The sequence below is a fragment of the Mesorhizobium liriopis genome, from assembly GCF_024053505.1.
Taxonomy (GTDB): domain Bacteria; phylum Pseudomonadota; class Alphaproteobacteria; order Rhizobiales; family Rhizobiaceae; genus Mesorhizobium_B; species Mesorhizobium_B liriopis.
Genome location: NZ_JAMXQS010000002.1, coordinates 128,260 through 144,616, shown reverse-complemented (window position 1 = coordinate 144,616; position 16,357 = coordinate 128,260). Strand labels below are relative to the sequence as shown.

Below are 16,357 nucleotides of genomic sequence, written 5' to 3'. Positions count from 1 at the left end.
TCAGACGTTTTGCTTTGAAAAGGGTTCCCGGCGGGATGATGCTCGCCGAGCCTATGGTTGCTTTCAGGGAAGCGCCCAAACCAATGGCGATGAGAAAGATCGACCCTGGAACATGGGCCCCGTGCCGGAAAACGAGCAACCCGCTGCGACAGCCTGCGTTGGGCCGGAAACCAAGGACGTTTCCATGCCCGACACCCAAAACCCCGTATGGTTCATCTCAGGCTGCTCGACCGGCTTCGGACGCGCGCTGGCCGAGGCCGTCATCGCGCGAGGCTGGCCGGTGGTGGCGACCGCGCGGGATGCGGAACGGGTCGCTGATCTCGCGCAGGGGCACGAAGCGTCGGTGCTGGCCCTGGCGCTCGATGTGACGAAGCCCAGCGAAATCGAGGCGGCGACAAAGGCCGCGCTCGAAAAATTCGGGCGGATCGACGTTCTAGTGAACAATGCGGGCTATGGCTACCAGAGCACGGTGGAGGAGGGCGTGGAGAGCGAAATCCGAGACCAATTCGATGCCAATGTGTTCGGTCTCTTCGCACTGACCCGCGCAGTGCTGCCCGGCATGCGCGAGAACAGGCGCGGGCACGTCATCAACCTCACCTCGGTCGCCGGGCTCGTCGGCTTTCCGGGCTCGGGCTACTACGCGGCGTCCAAGCATGCGGTGGAAGGCTGGTCGGATTCGCTGCGCGCCGAGGTGTCGCCCTTGGGTATCGCCGTCACCTGCATCGAGCCGGGACCGTTCCGCACCGACTGGGCCGGGCGCTCCTTGAAGCAGACCGCGACACAGATCGAGGCCTATCAGGACACGGCCGGCAAGCGCCTGCAATCCACACGCGACATTAGCGGCAAGCAGCAGGGCGACCCGAAGCGCGCCGCGGATGCGATGATCGCGATTGCGCTCGACCCAGACGCGCCGCGCCATCTGGTTCTGGGCCGCTTCGGCTATGATGCGGTGCTGAAAGCCCAGCGCGAACGCGTGGCGACCATCGAAGGCACACGCGACCTCAGCCTGTCGGCGGATTTTCCCGACGGCGCGTGAGCAGCCGCTTCGGATCGGCCCGCTACAACTTCCGCAGCGCCACTTCCGCCACGCGGTGGCTTTCGCCCTTGCGCAGGATCAGGTCGGCGCGGGGGCGGGTGGGAAGGATGTTTTCGCGCAGGTTCTTGAGGTTGATGTTCGCCCAGAGATTCTCGGCGATCGTCAGCGCCGTCTCGTCGGACAGGCTTGCATAACGGTGGAAGAAGCTCTTCTCGTCGCGAAACGCGGTCTCGCGCAGGCGCATGAAGCGGGCGATGTACCAGTCGTGGATCAGGTCCTCATCAGCATCGATATAGATCGAGAAGTCGAAGAAGTCCGACACGAAGGGCACGAAGGTGCCGTCGCGCGGCAGCTCGCGCGGCTGCAAGACGTTGATGCCTTCGAAGATCAGGATATCCGGACGGTCCACGGTCACATAGGCACCCGGCATCACATCGTAAGTCAGGTGCGAGTAGAGGGGGGCGGGCACGTCAGGCTGGCCCGATTTGATGGCCGACAAGAAGCGCAGCAGGGCACCGACATCGTAGGAGTCGGGAAAACCCTTGCGCTCCATCAGGTTCTCGCGGCGCAGGATTTCGTTGGAATAAAGGAAGCCGTCGGTGGTGATGAGATCGACCTTGGGGCTCGACGACCAGCGGGCGAGCAGTTCCTTCAACACGCGCGCGGTGGTGGACTTGCCCACCGCGACCGAGCCGGCAATGCCGATGATGAAGGGCGTCTTGTAGGCTTCCGGGGCGCCGAAAAAGGCTTGGCGCTGGCGAAACAGAAGCTGGCTCGACTCCACATGAGCCGAAAGCAGGCGCGAGAGCGAAAGGTAGATGCGCTCGACCTCGCGCAGGTCGATCGGGTCGTAGAGCGAACCCAGCCGCTTCACCTCGTCTTCGGTCAAGGTCAGCGGCGTATCGGCACGGAACTCGGCCCACTCGGCGGCGGAAAAGAAGCGGTAGGGCGAATAGCGTTCGCGCGGCGCGAGCTGGTCCAAGGTCGTGCTCAGTTTTCTTTCGGGCGACCGGCCTTTTCAGCAAGGCCGGATTGGCCGGTGCGGCTTTCGAGTTCGGCCATTACCTCACTCAACGGAATGTCCGCAAGCTTGAGCACCACCAGCCAATGGTAGAGAAGGTCCGCACTTTCCTTGACGAGGTTCGCCCGATCGCCGCCGACCGCTGCGATCACGGCTTCCACCGCCTCTTCGCCGAGCTTCTGCGCAGCCTTCGGCGTGCCCGCCGCGATCAGCTTCGCCGTCCATGACGAGGCGTCGCCCGACGCGGCACGCGCGGCAATGGTGGCTTCGAGGTCGGACAGCGTGAAGCTCATCGGTGGACTCAGAGTGATCGCCTAGAGGTCGGCGGGATCGAGGCGCATCGGCAATCCGGCCTGGGCCATGTGCCGTTTGGCTTCACCCACCGAATAGGTGCCGAAATGGAAGATGGAGGCGGCGAGCACGGCGGTCGCGCCGCCATCGCGCACGCCTTCCACGAGATGGTCGAGCGTGCCGACACCGCCGGACGCGATCACCGGGCAGCGCACGGCATCCGCCACCGCACGCGTCAGCGCGATGTCGTAGCCGCTCTTGGTGCCGTCGCGGTCCATGGAGGTGAGCAGGATTTCGCCAGCCCCCCGCTCGGCCATGTCGGCGGCGAATTCCACCGCATCGATGCCCGTCGCCTGGCGCCCGCCATGGGTGAAGATTTCCCAGCGCGGCGTCTCGCCGTCAACGCGCCGCGCATCGATGGCGACCACGATGCACTGGTTGCCGAACTTGTCGGCCGCGCGGTTGATGAAGTCCGGGTCCTTCACGGCGGTCGTGTTGATCGACACCTTGTCGGCGCCCGCCAGAAGCAGGTTGCGGATATCCGCCAGCTGGCGCACCCCGCCGCCCACGGTGACGGGCATGAAGCACTTTTCCGCCGTGCGGCCGACCACGTCGAGGATCGTTTCGCGATTGTCCGACGAGGCGGTGATGTCGAGAAAGCAGAGCTCGTCCGCGCCCGCCGCGTCGTAAGCCGCAGCCGCCTCCACCGGATCCCCGGCATCGATCAGATCGACGAAGTTGACGCCCTTCACCACGCGCCCGTTATGGACGTCGAGGCAGGGAATGATGCGGGCCTTGAGTGTCATCGGCGCGGCTCGATTCCCGCATAGAGTTCGGCAAGGGGGAGGGTGGCGTCGAGGTCGGAAAGGGAAACCACAGGCTCGGTGCCTTCAGTCTCCTGTGGCTCCTGCCATGCATCCTGAGCGTCGCGTGCCCAGAGCCAGACGCGCGGCTCGTCCTGCGAGGCCACGAGATAAAAGCGAAGCGACGGTATGGCCGTATATTCGGCGGCCTTCTCGAGAAAATCCCGACCGACCGACGACGAGGACAAGACTTCCGCAAGCAGCACCGGATGTTCGGCGACGAGGCCGAGATCGCCATGCTCGGGCGAGCCGCGATCCACGAAAACATCCGGGTAGCGGATGCCGGCATGGGTGCGCACGGCGACATCGGCCGAACCGACGAAGAATTCCGGATAGGGGAACTGCCGCAACAGAATAGCCGTCAAGCGCGAAGCGATCACCGCGTGACGGATCGTCGTGTTGATCATCATCTCGACAACGGTTCCACGGACGAATTCGCGCCTGCCTTCGCGGTTCTCGTTCCAGCGCACGAACTCATCGGGCGTCGTCGGATATCGGGCGTGCACATTCATGGCTCACCTTTAGCATAGCGACCCGAACACCGTCACGCCGCCTCACGCAGGATGGCGAGCGCTTCGCCTGGGTCGATGCGCCCATCATAAAGCGCGCGGCCCGAGATGGCGCCTTCCAGCTTCTGGGCGTCAGGTAAGGTCAGACGCCGGATGTCGTTGAGCGAGGCGAGCCCCCCGCTGGCGATCACGGGGATCGAGACCGCATCGGCCAACCGGATCGTGGCATCCCAGTTGATGCCCGACAACACGCCGTCGCGGTCGATGTCGGTGAAGATGATGGCCGAAACGCCCGCGCCTTCGAACTGCCGTGCGAGGTCTTCCGTCTTGAGGGTCGAAGTCTCGCCCCAGCCTTCCACCGCCACATGGCCGCCGCGCGCGTCGATGCCGACCGCGATGCGACCGGGAAACAGGCGGCAGGCTTCCTTCACGAGTTCCGGCTCGCGCACCGCGACCGTGCCGAGGATCACGCGGCGAATGCCTTTCGTGAGCCATGCCTCGATCTGGGCCAGATTGCGGATGCCGCCGCCCAGCTGTACCGGGTTTCTGGTCGCGCCTAGAATGGCCTCGACCGCTTCGCCATTGCGGCTGTCGCCCGCGAAGGCCCCGTCGAGGTCGACCACATGAAGCCATTCAAAACCCTGGGCTTCGAAGGCGCGAGCCTGATCGGCGGGGTCGGGATTATAAACGGTGGCCGAATCCATTTCGCCCAGCTTGAGCCGGACGCATTCGCCGTTCTTGAGGTCGATGGCGGGAAAAAGGATCACGGATTCCACCTCAGGAAATTGCCGAGCAGGCGCAAACCGAGCGTCTGGCTCTTTTCGGGGTGGAACTGCATGCCCGCCCAATTGTCGCTGCCGACTGCCGCCGTGACCGCCCCGCCATAGTCGGTTTCGGCCAGCACCTCGTCCGGGTTGCGCGCGGCCAGATGATAGGAGTGGACGAAATAGGCGTGCAGTCCTTCAGGCCCGGTGGGGATGCCGGCGAAGAGTGGATGGGAATGTTTCACGTGAATCGTGTTCCATCCGACCTGCGGGATTTTGAGGTTCGGGTCAGCCGGCTTGATCTCCGTCACATCACCGCCGATCCAGCCGAGGCCCGGCGAGACGGTCTTTTCAAGCCCGCGCTCGCTCATCAGCTGCATGCCGACACAGATGCCGAGGAAGGGACGGCCTTGCCCGCGAACGGTTTCGTTCAGCACCTCGACCATGCCGGGAACAGCGTCGAGACCAGCGCGGCAATCGGCATAGGCGCCAACGCCGGGCAGCACGATACGGTCGGCCCGACGCACCAGCTCCGCATCGCTTGTCAGGATGATCCGCGCATCGGTTTCCGTTTCACGCGCGGCCCGCTCGAACGCTTTCTGCGCCGAATGGAGGTTGCCCGAGCCGTAGTCGATGATCGTGACGGTCTGGCTCATCGCGCGGTCTCCTCGGCGGGTGTCGCGAACCACGGCAAACGCTCGCGCCAGCTCGAGTCGGTTCCAGTCGGCACGGCACCGGTGAAATAACGCAGCTCGGCGTCGCGGAACGACCGCGCATCGATCGTCCCAGCCTCATGCCAGCCTTTGCCGCGCAGCGAGCGGATCTTCAGCACAGGCGCTTCGAGGCCGAACCCGAACAGCACCAGAAGCAGGATCAACAGGCCCACCAGCCCAAAGTCGGGCAGGGTCATCAGCATGAACAGACCGAACACCACGAGGAGCGACATCACCGCCATGAACGGCATCCGATTGAGCAGGAACCAGACGAAGGGAAGCAGGAATGCCCAGAAGGTGAAGCGGTCGCGGACGAAGATCGTGCGGTCGCTCGGCCCTCCTTCGGGCGGCTCCATTGCGACGAAGCTTGCCATGAGTCAGCCGTTCAGCGTGCCTTTGGTGGAGGGAATCGCATCGGGCTGGCGCGGGTCGGGCTCGAGCGCCGCACGCAACACCCGGGCCACCGCCTTGAAGCAGCTCTCGGCGATGTGGTGGCTGTTCGCGCCATAGCGGTTGGAAATGTGCAGCGTGATCCGCGCGCTTTGCGCCAGCGCCTGGAAGAACTCGCGCACCAGTTCGGTGTCGAACGTGCCGATCTTTTCCGCTGTGAACTGGACGTTCCAGACCAGAAAAGCGCGCCCCGACACATCCACTGCCGCCGTGCTCAGCGTTTCGTCCATCGGCAGCTCGATCGAGGCATAGCGCATGATGCCGCGCCGCTCACCGAGCGCCTGCGCGATCGCCTGACCGATGGCGATGCCGGTATCCTCCACCGTGTGGTGGTCATCGATGTGAAGATCGCCGTTCGCCTCGATCTGCATATCGATCAGCGAGTGGCGCGAGAGCTGTTCCAGCATGTGGTCGAAGAAGCCGACACGGGTCTTCACCTGGTGCTTGCCCGTACCGTCGAGCGCGACGGAAACTTTGATCTCCGTCTCGTTGGTCTTGCGGCTGACTGTAGCTTGCCGGGCGCTCATGCTTGAATGTTCCACGTGAAACGCGGCGCTTCTATCAGCGCATGAGGCGGATGACCAGTTTACCGGAACAGTCTCGACGCTGTTTGCAAAGCGCAAGGCAACGCCTAAGTGTGGCGATATTCCTCGTACCGTGTCGATGCCTCGAATGGGTCGGCGCGACATCGGAGCCATAATGTCGAACGAAATCATCATGCACGGCACGACCATCGTGACCGTGCGCAAGAACAACAAGGTCGTCATCGCCGGCGACGGGCAGGTCAGCCTCGGGCAGACCATCATGAAGGGCAATGCGCGCAAGGTTCGCCGCATCGGCAAGGAGGGGCAGGTGATCGCGGGCTTCGCGGGTGCCACCGCCGACGCCTTCACGCTGCTGGAGCGCCTCGAAGCCAAGCTCGAGCAATATCCCGACCAGCTCACCCGCGCCTGCGTCGAGCTCGCCAAGGACTGGCGCACCGACCGCTATCTGCGCCGCCTCGAAGCGATGATGCTGGTGGCCGACAAGAACGTGTCGCTGGCGCTGACCGGCACGGGCGACGTGCTTGAGCCCGAGCATGGGGTGATGGCGATCGGCTCGGGCGGCAATTATGCGCTGGCCGCGGCCCGCGCACTTCTCGAAACCGACAAGGACCCGGAAGAGATCGCACGCACGGCGATGCGGATTGCAGCGGAAATCTGCGTCTACACCAATGCGAGCGTGATCGTCGAAACCATCGACAACGCGGCCTGACCGCTTCCCATGCCGCGCTATGGCATCAGGCCGCTCGAACGGAGCGACCTTTCCCTTCTCGCCCGCTGGCTCGAACAACCCCACTGGAAAGCCTGGTGGGGCGAGCCGGCGGATGAGCTTGCCCAGATCGAAGATCATATCGACAGCGTGTCCGTCGAGCCCCTGATCCTGGAGCTCGACGGCAAGCCGGTCGGCTATGCGCAGGTCTATGACCCGCATCTCGAAGACGACCATCCTTATGCCGATCAACCCTACGGCACGCTCGGCATCGATCTTTCGGTCGGCGAAGAGAGCCTGACGGGCACAGGCCATGGTTCGGCCTTTCTCCGCCAGCTCACGGAAGAGCTGTTCGACGAGGGCGCGCCGCGCGTCGTGATCGATCCGCATCCCGACAATCTTCGTGCCATCAGTGCCTATGCCAAAGCCGGCTTCCAGCCGCTCGACCGCCGCGAAAGCGTATACGGTCCCGCCCTTCTGATGTTCATCGACAACCCCGACTTCGAGGGCGAGACGCCGTGACGGCCATTTCACAACGATCCATCGTGTCACAGGACCGGTGGAAAACGGGCCTGGCCCTGGTGTTGGGCATTCTCGCCCTTCAGGCGCTGATCCTTTCCCTCATGGGTCATGTCACGATCTGCGAATGCGGATATGTGAAGCTCTGGCACGGCGTGGTGCAGAGCTCGGAAAACTCGCAGCACATTTCCGACTGGTACACCTTCTCCCACATCATCCACGGCTTCATCTTCTACGCGCTCTTCACATGGGCTTTTCCGAAGACCCACTGGATGACGCGGCTGGCGTTTGCCGTCGGGCTCGAAGCGGCGTGGGAGGTGGTCGAGAACACGCCGATGGTGATCAACCGCTATCGCGAAGGCACGATCTCGCTCGACTATTTCGGCGACTCGGTCTTGAATTCGGTCTGCGACAACCTCGCCATGATCGTCGGCTTCCTTCTGGCACGAAAGCTTCCGGTCGTGGTTACGGTCCTGTTGGCAGTCGCCATGGAGATCGGCGTGGGCTGGGTCATTCGCGACAACCTCACACTCAACGTGATCATGCTGCTTTACCCGCTGGATGCGATCCGCGAATGGCAGGGAGCGGCCGGATGACGATTTCCGACAAAACCCTGCGCACCGCCGTCGAGCGCGGCGTGATCAGCGCCGATCAGTTCACCTCACTGCTCGCCATCGAGGACGCGCGCGCCCTTCAGGAACCGCGCGACGACGAAAAACTGCGCTTCATTTCGGGCTTCGGCGATATCTTCGTCACCATCGGCATCGGCCTGTTCCTGAGTGCCATCGGGTGGTTCACCGAAACACCGCTGGGTCTCGGCGGCATGGCGCTGGTGATCGCGGTGGTCTCCTGGGCGCTCGCCGAGTTCTTCACGCGCCCGCGCCGCATGGCGCTGCCCTCGATCGTGCTTCTGCTGACCTTTGCCACCGGCATCTTCACGGCAGCTCTCGCATTCGGCTCGGGCCAGGGCGTGATCTCGTTCTGGCAGTTCAATCTCGTTCCCGGCAACCAGACGCTGCCGCCCTGGATCGTGCTCGGCGCCGCACTCGTCACCGTGCTCGCGGCCGGGCTGCATTATTGGCGCTTCCGCGTGCCGATCACGGTCGCGGCCGGTGTCGCGGCACTCGGTACGGCGGCGCTCGCTTTCATCAGCGCGCTGGCGCCGGACTTCGTGGCAGCCTGGCTACGGCCGATCCTGTTCCTGCTGGGCATTCTCGTCTTCGCGCTCGCCATGCGCTTCGATCTGTCCGATCCGGCTCGCGCCACGCGACGCACCGATATCGCCTTCTGGCTCCACATGATCGCGGCCCCCCTGATCGTGCATCCGCTGGTGCAGAGCATCACGATCGACGGCACGCAGGATGCGGCTTCGGCTTGGGCGGTGCTCGCGATCTTCGCGGTGCTCGCACTGATAGCCCTTCTGGTGGATCGCCGCGCGGTGCTGGTGGCGGGCCTGTCCTATGCCGGCATTGCGCTCGGCGCGCTTTTGTCGGGCACGGTGCTGGCCGACAATATCTTTCCGCTTTCGATGCTGGTGCTCGGCGCGCTGGTGTTGCTCCTGTCCGCCGGTTGGCATGCGCTTCGCCGCATCTTGCTCGGCCGCTTGCCGGAGGGTCTTGCAGCGCGCCTGCCCCGCACCCCACATTCCGGCTTTCATTCAGAGTCCTGAGAGTATGACCAACTTCTCCCCCCGCGAGATCGTTTCCGAACTCGACCGTTTCATTATCGGCCAGAAGGACGCCAAGCGCGCCGTGGCCGTGGCCTTGCGCAATCGCTGGCGGCGCCAGCAGCTCGAAAGGCAGATGCGCGAAGAAGTGATGCCCAAGAACATCCTGATGATCGGGCCGACCGGCGTCGGCAAGACCGAGATTTCGCGCCGCTTGGCCAAGCTGGCCGGCGCGCCCTTCATCAAGGTGGAAGCCACCAAGTTCACCGAAGTCGGCTATGTCGGCCGCGACGTGGAACAGATCGTGCGCGATCTCGTGGAAACGGCCATCGGCCTCACCCGCGAAAAGATGCGCGAGGACGTGAAAGCCCGCGCCCATGTGAATGCCGAGGAGCGCGTGCTCGACGCCCTTGTCGGCAAGACCGCCTCGCCCGCGACCCGCGACAGTTTCCGCAAGCGCCTGCGCGAGGGCGAACTGGACGAGAAGGAGATCGAGGTCGAGGTGGCCGATACCGGCAATGGCGGCATGCCGAGCTTCGAAATCCCCGGCATGCCCGGTGCCAATATCGGCGTGATGAACATCAACGACATGCTGTCCAAGGCGATGGGCGGCAAGCGCACCAAGATGAAGAAGACCACCGTCAAGGACTCCTACGAGTCGCTGATCGACGACGAGTCCGACAAGCTGCTCGACCAGGACGAGGTGGTGCGTCGCGCACTGGAATCGGCCGAAAACGACGGCATCGTCTTTCTCGATGAGATCGACAAGATCGCCGCGCGCTCGGACGTCTCGGGCGGTCCCTCGCGTGAAGGCGTGCAGCGTGACCTGCTGCCGCTCGTCGAGGGCACCACGGTCGCCACCAAATACGGGCCGATCAAGACGGACCACATCCTCTTCATCGCATCGGGTGCGTTCCATGTCGCCAAGCCTTCGGACCTCCTCCCCGAGCTTCAGGGCCGTTTGCCGATCCGTGTCGAACTGCGCGCGCTCGAAAAGGATGACTTCCGCCGCATCCTGACGGAAACCGAAGCCAGCCTCATCAAGCAATATGTGGCGCTGATGCAGACCGAAGGGGTGACGCTCGATTTCACGGAAGACGCCATCGACAGCCTTGCGGGCATCGCGGTCGATCTCAATGCGTCGGTCGAGAATATCGGCGCGCGCCGCCTGCAGACAGTGATGGAGCGCGTGCTCGACGACATCTCCTTCCATGCGCCCGACCGCGACGGCGAATCCGTCACGATCGACGCGGCCTATGTGCAGGCACAGGTCGGCGATCTCGCCAAGAACACAGATTTGTCGCGATTCATCCTTTAAGGCAAAAGCCCGCCGGTTAACGCTTGGTTTCTTTTCAAGCGTCGGGCCGGCGGGCTTTTCCTTGCAAGGTGGCGGCCGTGGTGAAACGTGGACTTTTCGGTGCTGTGCTCGGCCTGAGCCTCGGCTTCTCGTCCTTGGCGCATGCCGTGACCGTTGTGCCGCCGGGCAACCAGTCGGCCGAGCAGCCGGACGTGCCCGGCGCCTCCTCGCGTCGGACATCCGCCGGCAACACCACCTTCGAGCGCAAATACAAGCGCGTCTATGCGCTGTTGGCGAACGACAAGAAGCTGCGCGCCAAGATCAAGGAAGCCTCCGCCCAGTTCGGCATCGACCCGATGCATATGGTGGGCGCCATCGTGGGCGAGCACACCTATAATGTGGATGCCTATGACCGGCTCCAGACCTACTACGTCAAAGCCATCTCCTATATGCGCTCGGGGCTGAACTTCGAATACAAGGGCGAGAGCATCGGCGAATTCGTGCGTCGCCCGCAATTCGCCGAATGCAACGGCAGAAGCGGCAGCGAAGCGCTCTGGACCTGCCGCGAGCGCGTGTGGAACCGTGAGTTTTCCGGCCAGACGGTGGACGGCACGAGCTTTCCCAAGAACCGCTTCAGCGCTGTCTTCTTCCAGCCCTTCTATGCCGGGCAGACCTTCGGCATCGGCCAGCTGAACCCGCTCACCGCGCTCAAGATGAGCGATGCCGTGCATCGCCGCACCGGCCTGCCCGAGCTTTCGGCAGACGACCCCCAGGAAGTCTATCGCACCATCATGGACCCGGACCTGACGCTGCCTTACGTGGCCGCGACGCTCGCCGATGCGATTGCCGCCTATCGCGACGTCGCCGGTTTCGACATCTCGAAGAACCCCGGCATCACGGCGACGCTCTACAATGTCGGCAACCCGGAAGAGCGCGCCTCAGCACTCAAAAAGGAAAACGCCGAGCGCGCGGCCAAGGGCGAAGCCCCGCGCATGCCGGAAGAGAACTATTACGGCTGGCTCGTGAACGACAAGCTGCCAGAGCTTCAGGCGCTGTTCTAGAGCGCGGTCCGAAGGGAAGGGATGGGTAGCGGTCGTTCGGAGATTTAGGCGGCTTTCGGCACCGTCGGAAAAGCGGAAACGTCACGACATGGATTCTCAGCTCAAGGCCGAGAATGACGAAGTGATGGGGGATCGCCTGCTGGTAATCGCCAACGTTGAAGGTTGGTGATCAACCCCTTTTCCATTCGTCATTCTCGGGCTCGACCCGAGAATCCATACCGTACCCTCTCCAATAGCGTTCCCCTGTCAGGCACCATCTATGATGGCGTTCGGCTCCAAGAGCCCGTAAGCTTTCTCCACCAAACCCTCGACCAGTGCCCGATCAGCCTCCGTCGCGGGGTTGTAGACGATCAGGCTCAAATCCGGCCGGCCATCCACCGCGAAGGCCGAATATTCCAGCGTGATGGTGCCGGCCTGCGGGTGGCGCAGGCGCTTGATGCCGTCGCCATGGGTCTGCACATCGCTTTCGCGCCACATGGACGCGAATTCGGGGCTCGCGGCACTCAGTTCCTCGACCAGCTGCTCGACTTCGCTGTCGGCCCCTGCGCGCGCCGAATCGGCACGGAAGGTGGCGACGACGAAGCGGGCGACGGATTCCCATTTCTCTTGTGCTGCGCGCACGCGCGGGTTCACGAAAATCATGCGCAACACGTTTCGCTCGCTGCGCGGCAGAGCGGCATAATCGGTCAGAACGGCCCTCGCCGCGCGATTCCAGGCGATCACGTCCCAGGTCGCGGTGCGCACGATGGCCGGGCTGTGCGTCAGCACATCGAGCAGGCGCTGCAGGCGCGGGGTGATGCCGTCGCTGTTGCGGTAGCGCACTTCCGGCGGGCGGCCGAGACCGATCAGGAAAAGATGCTCGCGTTCGGCTTCGGTCAGCGTCAAGGCGCGCGCGATGCGGTCGAGCACATCGGCCGAGGGTGCGCCGCCGCGTCCCTGTTCGAGCCATGTGTACCATGTGGCGCTGATATTCGCCCTCTGCGCCACCTCCTCGCGGCGCAGGCCCGCCGTGCGGCGGCGCCCGCCATTGAGCCCGAACGTGGCGGGGTCGAGCTTGGTCCGCCGGTTCTTGAGATAGGTGCCGAGCGCCGTGGTTTCGGACATGGGCGGCCCCCGCCTGTTAGGGATTATACCGGGATAATGTCCCGTCTTTAACAGCATAGAAAAGAGGAGCAGAGGCGTCACGCTGAATCTTGGAGACCAGAGAGATGCGTGTATTCGTGACAGGTGCCACCGGCTGGGTGGGGTCCATGGTGGTGGATGAGTTGCTGGGCGCAGGCCACCAGGTCAGCGGCCTCGTGCGTTCAAAGGAGAAGGCCGCGCCGCTCGCGGCCAAGGGAGCCAAAGTGGTCGAGGCGACGCTGGACGACCTCGACACGCTTCGCGCGGAAGCCGACCGCGCCGAGGCCGTGATCCATACGGCGTTCAACCATGACTTCTCGAACTTCGCGGCCAGCGCGCAGCAGGACAAGCGCGCCATCGAGACTTTCGGCGAGGCGCTGGCAGGGACAGACAAGCCCTTGCTCGTGACCTCGGGCGTGGCTCTGCTGGCACCGGGCCGGCTCGCGACCGAAGAGGACCGCCTGCCCAAGGACGCGCCCTTTCCGCGCCGCTCGGAAGTGACCGCGCAGGACCTCGCGCAACGCGGCGTGCGGGCGGGGACCGTGCGGCTCTCGCCCTCGACCCATGGCCTTGGCGGCGATCAGGGCTTCATCGCCATCCTCGCCAGGCTCGCGCGAGAAACGGGGGTGTCGGCCTATGTCGGCGAGGGCACCAATCGCTGGGCGGGCGTGCACCGTTCGGATGCGGCAAGGCTCTACCGGCTGGCGCTGGAAGAGGGCGTTTCGCATGAGGTCTATCACGCGATTGCCGACGAAGGCGTGCCGTTCAGACAAATCGCCGAAGCGATCGGCCGCACCCTGGGTCTCCCGGTGGAATCGCGCGAGCCGGAGCATTTCGGGTGGTTCGCGAACTTCGCGGGCACCGATCTTGCCGGATCGAGCACGCTGACGCGGGAATGGCTCGGCTGGGAGCCGACCGGCCCGAGCCTTCTCAACGATATCAGCCAGCCAGGTTACTACCGGCTTTGAACATCCGCACGGGCCGGTTTATCTCGAGCCGGCCCGTCCACGCTCAGAGCGCGGCTTTCGAAAGGGTGCCGGTCTCGAAGAAGCTCTCGACGGCTTTTTCGGCCTCGCATATGTCGATGCCGCGCGCGCAAAGCCAGTCGCCGTCGAGGATCGTGGAGCGGTAGCGCTCGCCGGAATCGCAGAGCAGCGTGACGATCGATCCGCTCTCGCCACGCGCCGCCATCTCGCTGACGATCTGCATGACGGCCCACAGATTGGTGCCCGTCGAGCCGCCGCAGGAACGCCCGATGCGGCGCGAGAGAACGCGCGCCGCCGCGATGCTGGCGACATCGGGCACCGCGTAGAAACGGTCGATCAGTTCTGGCACGAAGGACGGCTCGCAGCGCGGCCGCCCGATGCCTTCCACCAGCGAGGGCGGTTCGGTCGAGGTGCAGATGCTGCGATCTTCCAGATGGCGGTGAAACACCGAGGCCTGCGGGTCGGCGAGGCACAGTTCGGTCGGCAAACGGCGGTAGCGGATGAAGCGCCCGAGCGTGGCCGAGGTGCCGCCTGTACCCGCACCCACCACGATCCAGCGCGGCACCGGATGCTCCTCATGCGCCATCTGCGCGAAGATCGACTCTGCGATGTTGTTGTTGCCCCGCCAGTCCGTGGCGCGCTCGGCATAGGTGAACTGGTCCATGTAATGGCCGCCGAGTTCATCGGCCAACCGCGCGCTTTGCGCGTACATTTCCGCGGCACTGTCCACGAAATGGCAGGTGCCGCCGTAGAACTCGATCTGTGCCACTTTTTCCCGCGCGGTCGAACGCGGCATCACGGCAATGAAGCGCAATCCCAGCATCCGCGCGAAATAGGCTTCGGACACGGCGGTCGAGCCGCTCGATGCTTCGACCACCGTGGTCTGCGGCCCGATCCAGCCATTGCAGAGGCCGTAGAGAAACAGCGACCGCGCCAGCCGGTGCTTCAGACTGCCGGAGGGATGGGTGGACTCGTCCTTGAGATAAAGCGCGATGCCGGGCGTGGCGGGCAATGGCACGCGCAGAAGATGCGTGTCGGCGGAGCGGTTGAAATCTGCTTCGATGATCCGAATGGCATCGGCGGTCCAGGCGCGGGCGGAAGGGTTGGGCAAGGGATGGGCCTCGGTTTTCGAGGCGGGTTTAACGGCAGATGGACCGGGGCGCTACCGTATGGGCGAATACCACTTCAATGCCATTTCACGTGCGCCGCTTGACCCTCACATATAGCGCGCCCGTTCCGCCGTGCCCGCGCGAGGCGTGGTCGAAGCTCGAGACCACTTCGCGGAAGGGTGCCGTCATCAGCCAGTTCGGCACCGAGCGCCGCAACACGCCGTCCCCGCCCGGCCCCTTACCCGTAATTACCAGCACATGCCGCGCCCCGCGCGCATGGGCGCTGCGGAGGAAGCCGAGGAGCAGCGTGTAGGCCTGGTCCTGATAAAGGCCGTGAAGATCGACGCGGGCTTCGATGGCAAGGCGGCCCTTGGCGATCTTGGTGTGGGTCGGCTTGTCGAGCATGACCGGCGCGGGGACTTTGCGCACGGTCGGGGTCGGCGCGGGTGCTGCGGGCTTCGGCGCTTCGCCCAGCAATTCGGCCATGGAAGGCAGCTCGTCCGAAATGACTCGCGTCGATGGTCTGAGCGGCTTAACCGTCTTCGCGATCAAGTTCCATAATACCCGATCTTCATCGGAAATGGTTGGTGCGCTCGTCATCTTGCCCTCGGCACCAGAGCGATGAAATCGGCCGGGTGGTTGACCACCCCGGCGATAACGCCCGCCGCATCGCCCGAGCCTGCGAAGAGATCGGCGCGGGCAGAGCCGGTGATGGCCGAACCGGTATCCTGCGCGATCATCAGCCGGGCGAAGGGTGCATGATCGAATGCTTGGAGCGTCGGGCTCGAAACGAAAAACGGCGTGCCGAATGTGTGGAGCAGGCGATCGACCGCAATCGAGCGGCCCGGCGTCAGCGGCACCTTGGCGGCGGCGACGGGGCCGAGCGCGGGGTCGGACACCGGGGCCTCACGGAAGAAGATATAGGAGCGGTTCTGCCAGAGGATCTCCTGCACTCGATTCGGATGCGTTTCGAGCCAGGCACGGATGGACTGCATGGAAACAGTGTCAGCCTGAAGCTCGCCGCGGTCGAGCAGGACCCGGCCCGGCCCGGTGAAGCGCTGGCCGCTTTTCGCCGCATAGGTCACGCGTTTCTCGGTGCCGTCAGTCAGCATGAGCCGTGCCGCACCCTGCACATGAATGAAGAAGGCATCGACTGGATCACGGAGCCAGGCGAGTGCCAGTTCATCGAATGGAAGAGCGCCTGACTCGATGGCCCGGCGATCGTGATACTCGACCAGCCCATCCGGCGTCTGCCGCGCCCAGGCGAGATAAGGGTCCATGCCGGCCGGGCGGTTGGCGTCATCCACCGGCACCAGATCGGCGGGTGGCTTGAGAAGTGGCGTGCCGAAATGTTGCTTGCGAACCGGTGAGGCTTCCACGATCGGCTCGTAGAAGCCGGTGACGAGGCCATGGGGTTGGCCATTGTCGGGACGGACGCGCAGCGGGCAGAAGAAGGTTTCGAAAAACGCTTGGGCTTCGACGTCGGTCAGCGCGGGCCGGTTTCTCGCAGCGTCGTATGCTTCGCCGAAACTCTCGAAGCGGATGCCGAGGCTGCCTGAGCGATAGGGCTTTTCGAGCGCATGGACGGCCGAGCGGCGGAAGGCCTCGAAGGCGCCGAGTTTGGGATCAGCGTCCCAGCCCGCGATGGCCGTGAACGCCGTTGGCTCGAACATTCCCAAGACAAAGTACTCCGCCGCGC

20 protein-coding genes are annotated in these 16,357 nt (G+C 64.3%); 8 read left to right on the top strand and 12 right to left on the bottom strand.

Annotated features, from left to right (window positions below; genetic code table 11):
- The first annotated feature begins 184 nt into the window (after positions 1-184).
- A complete protein-coding gene (locus NGM99_RS03755) occupies positions 185-1,036 on the top strand; it encodes an oxidoreductase (protein ID WP_252816150.1) in 852 nt (283 codons plus the stop codon).
- Positions 1,037-1,058: 22 nt separating this feature from the next.
- On the opposite strand, the gene coaA is transcribed toward NGM99_RS03755, so the two are convergent.
- Genes coaA through hisB form a run of 8 tightly spaced genes read right to left on the bottom strand, consistent with a single transcriptional unit; the run spans position 1,059 to position 6,174 of the window.
- Positions 1,059-2,018, bottom strand: a complete 960-nt coding sequence (gene coaA, locus NGM99_RS03750; RefSeq protein WP_435371387.1) for a type I pantothenate kinase — start codon at positions 2,016-2,018, stop codon at positions 1,059-1,061.
- An 8-nt stretch (positions 2,019-2,026) separates the two neighbouring features.
- Entirely contained in the window at positions 2,027-2,350 is a 324-nt protein-coding gene (locus NGM99_RS03745) for a phosphoribosyl-ATP diphosphatase (protein ID WP_252816148.1), read from the bottom strand.
- A 21-nt stretch (positions 2,351-2,371) separates the two neighbouring features.
- On the bottom strand, positions 2,372-3,154 hold the full coding sequence (gene hisF / locus NGM99_RS03740) for an imidazole glycerol phosphate synthase subunit HisF (protein WP_252816146.1): 783 nt from the start codon (positions 3,152-3,154) through the stop codon (positions 2,372-2,374).
- Positions 3,151-3,723 (bottom strand): Uma2 family endonuclease, encoded by a 573-nt coding sequence (locus tag NGM99_RS03735; protein WP_252816144.1) that lies wholly within the window; start codon positions 3,721-3,723, stop codon positions 3,151-3,153. The genes hisF and NGM99_RS03735 overlap by 4 nt, the downstream gene beginning before the upstream one ends.
- Before the next feature lie 32 nt (positions 3,724-3,755).
- Positions 3,756-4,487, bottom strand: coding sequence for a 1-(5-phosphoribosyl)-5-[(5-phosphoribosylamino)methylideneamino]imidazole-4-carboxamide isomerase (gene hisA, locus NGM99_RS03730; RefSeq protein WP_252816142.1), 732 nt, complete (start codon positions 4,485-4,487; stop codon positions 3,756-3,758).
- Positions 4,484-5,140: an imidazole glycerol phosphate synthase subunit HisH gene (gene hisH / locus NGM99_RS03725; RefSeq protein ID WP_252816140.1), complete on the bottom strand. Its 657-nt coding sequence runs from the start codon at positions 5,138-5,140 to the stop codon at positions 4,484-4,486. Before hisH ends, hisA begins: the two co-directional genes overlap by 4 nt.
- Complete coding sequence (locus NGM99_RS03720) at positions 5,137-5,571, bottom strand: DUF2628 domain-containing protein (RefSeq protein WP_252816138.1); 435 nt, start codon at positions 5,569-5,571, stop codon at positions 5,137-5,139. Before NGM99_RS03720 ends, hisH begins: the two co-directional genes overlap by 4 nt.
- A gap of 3 nt (positions 5,572-5,574) precedes the next feature.
- Positions 5,575-6,174, bottom strand: a complete 600-nt coding sequence (gene hisB, locus NGM99_RS03715) for an imidazoleglycerol-phosphate dehydratase HisB (RefSeq protein ID WP_252816136.1) — start codon at positions 6,172-6,174, stop codon at positions 5,575-5,577.
- 172 nt (positions 6,175-6,346) lie between these two features.
- On the opposite strand from hisB, the gene hslV reads away from it, so the two are divergent.
- The 6 genes from hslV to NGM99_RS03685 all read left to right on the top strand — a co-directional run bounded on the left by hslV (position 6,347) and on the right by NGM99_RS03685 (position 11,441).
- A complete protein-coding gene (gene hslV / locus NGM99_RS03710) occupies positions 6,347-6,901 on the top strand; it encodes an ATP-dependent protease subunit HslV (protein ID WP_252816134.1) in 555 nt (184 codons plus the stop codon).
- A 9-nt stretch (positions 6,902-6,910) separates the two neighbouring features.
- Positions 6,911-7,420: a GNAT family N-acetyltransferase gene (locus NGM99_RS03705; RefSeq protein WP_252816132.1), complete on the top strand. Its 510-nt coding sequence runs from the start codon at positions 6,911-6,913 to the stop codon at positions 7,418-7,420.
- A gap of 23 nt (positions 7,421-7,443) precedes the next feature.
- On the top strand, positions 7,444-8,013 hold the full coding sequence (locus NGM99_RS03700; protein WP_252816130.1) for a DUF2585 domain-containing protein: 570 nt from the start codon (positions 7,444-7,446) through the stop codon (positions 8,011-8,013).
- A complete protein-coding gene (locus tag NGM99_RS03695; protein ID WP_252816128.1) occupies positions 8,010-9,086 on the top strand; it encodes a hypothetical protein in 1,077 nt (358 codons plus the stop codon). Before NGM99_RS03700 ends, NGM99_RS03695 begins: the two co-directional genes overlap by 4 nt.
- A gap of 4 nt (positions 9,087-9,090) precedes the next feature.
- Positions 9,091-10,401: an ATP-dependent protease ATPase subunit HslU gene (gene hslU, locus NGM99_RS03690; RefSeq protein WP_252816126.1), complete on the top strand. Its 1,311-nt coding sequence runs from the start codon at positions 9,091-9,093 to the stop codon at positions 10,399-10,401.
- A gap of 80 nt (positions 10,402-10,481) precedes the next feature.
- On the top strand, positions 10,482-11,441 hold the full coding sequence (locus NGM99_RS03685; protein WP_252816124.1) for a DUF1402 family protein: 960 nt from the start codon (positions 10,482-10,484) through the stop codon (positions 11,439-11,441).
- A gap of 246 nt (positions 11,442-11,687) precedes the next feature.
- On the opposite strand, the gene NGM99_RS03680 is transcribed toward NGM99_RS03685, so the two are convergent.
- Positions 11,688-12,545, bottom strand: a complete 858-nt coding sequence (locus NGM99_RS03680) for a helix-turn-helix transcriptional regulator (RefSeq protein ID WP_252816122.1) — start codon at positions 12,543-12,545, stop codon at positions 11,688-11,690.
- Positions 12,546-12,649: 104 nt separating this feature from the next.
- Here NGM99_RS03680 and NGM99_RS03675 point away from each other — a divergent pair, with 104 nt between their 5' ends.
- Entirely contained in the window at positions 12,650-13,531 is an 882-nt protein-coding gene (locus NGM99_RS03675; RefSeq protein ID WP_252816120.1) for an SDR family oxidoreductase, read from the top strand.
- A gap of 43 nt (positions 13,532-13,574) precedes the next feature.
- Here the strand turns inward: NGM99_RS03675 and NGM99_RS03670 are convergent, their stop codons facing one another.
- The 3 genes from NGM99_RS03670 to mltA form a co-directional block, all read right to left on the bottom strand.
- The gene (locus tag NGM99_RS03670; RefSeq protein WP_252816118.1) at positions 13,575-14,660 is read right to left on the bottom strand and encodes a PLP-dependent cysteine synthase family protein; all 1,086 of its coding nucleotides are present in this window, start codon (positions 14,658-14,660) and stop codon (positions 13,575-13,577) included.
- Positions 14,661-14,745: 85 nt separating this feature from the next.
- Positions 14,746-15,258 (bottom strand): Smr/MutS family protein, encoded by a 513-nt coding sequence (locus NGM99_RS03665; protein ID WP_252816116.1) that lies wholly within the window; start codon positions 15,256-15,258, stop codon positions 14,746-14,748.
- A complete protein-coding gene (gene mltA, locus NGM99_RS03660; protein WP_252816898.1) occupies positions 15,255-16,331 on the bottom strand; it encodes a murein transglycosylase A in 1,077 nt (358 codons plus the stop codon). Before mltA ends, NGM99_RS03665 begins: the two co-directional genes overlap by 4 nt.
- Positions 16,332-16,357 lie beyond the last annotated feature (26 nt).

What these genes read in the sequence shown, in the direction of transcription:
- NGM99_RS03755 (WP_252816150.1), top strand. Translation starts at nt 185, where the DNA reads ATGCCCGACACCCAAAACCCCGTATGGTTCATCTCAGGCTGCTCGACC.
- NGM99_RS03675 (WP_252816120.1), top strand. Translation starts at nt 12,650, where the DNA reads ATGCGTGTATTCGTGACAGGTGCCACCGGCTGGGTGGGGTCCATGGTG.
- NGM99_RS03695 (WP_252816128.1), top strand. Translation starts at nt 8,010, where the DNA reads ATGACGATTTCCGACAAAACCCTGCGCACCGCCGTCGAGCGCGGCGTG.
- hslU (WP_252816126.1), top strand. Translation starts at nt 9,091, where the DNA reads ATGACCAACTTCTCCCCCCGCGAGATCGTTTCCGAACTCGACCGTTTC.
- mltA (WP_252816898.1), bottom strand. Translation starts at nt 16,331, where the DNA reads ATGTTCGAGCCAACGGCGTTCACGGCCATCGCGGGCTGGGACGCTGAT.
- NGM99_RS03665 (WP_252816116.1), bottom strand. Translation starts at nt 15,258, where the DNA reads ATGACGAGCGCACCAACCATTTCCGATGAAGATCGGGTATTATGGAAC.
- NGM99_RS03720 (WP_252816138.1), bottom strand. Translation starts at nt 5,571, where the DNA reads ATGGCAAGCTTCGTCGCAATGGAGCCGCCCGAAGGAGGGCCGAGCGAC.
- NGM99_RS03735 (WP_252816144.1), bottom strand. Translation starts at nt 3,723, where the DNA reads ATGAATGTGCACGCCCGATATCCGACGACGCCCGATGAGTTCGTGCGC.
- hisF (WP_252816146.1), bottom strand. Translation starts at nt 3,154, where the DNA reads ATGACACTCAAGGCCCGCATCATTCCCTGCCTCGACGTCCATAACGGG.
- hisH (WP_252816140.1), bottom strand. Translation starts at nt 5,140, where the DNA reads ATGAGCCAGACCGTCACGATCATCGACTACGGCTCGGGCAACCTCCAT.
- hisB (WP_252816136.1), bottom strand. Translation starts at nt 6,174, where the DNA reads ATGAGCGCCCGGCAAGCTACAGTCAGCCGCAAGACCAACGAGACGGAG.
- hslV (WP_252816134.1), top strand. Translation starts at nt 6,347, where the DNA reads ATGTCGAACGAAATCATCATGCACGGCACGACCATCGTGACCGTGCGC.
- NGM99_RS03705 (WP_252816132.1), top strand. Translation starts at nt 6,911, where the DNA reads ATGCCGCGCTATGGCATCAGGCCGCTCGAACGGAGCGACCTTTCCCTT.
- NGM99_RS03680 (WP_252816122.1), bottom strand. Translation starts at nt 12,545, where the DNA reads ATGTCCGAAACCACGGCGCTCGGCACCTATCTCAAGAACCGGCGGACC.
- NGM99_RS03745 (WP_252816148.1), bottom strand. Translation starts at nt 2,350, where the DNA reads ATGAGCTTCACGCTGTCCGACCTCGAAGCCACCATTGCCGCGCGTGCC.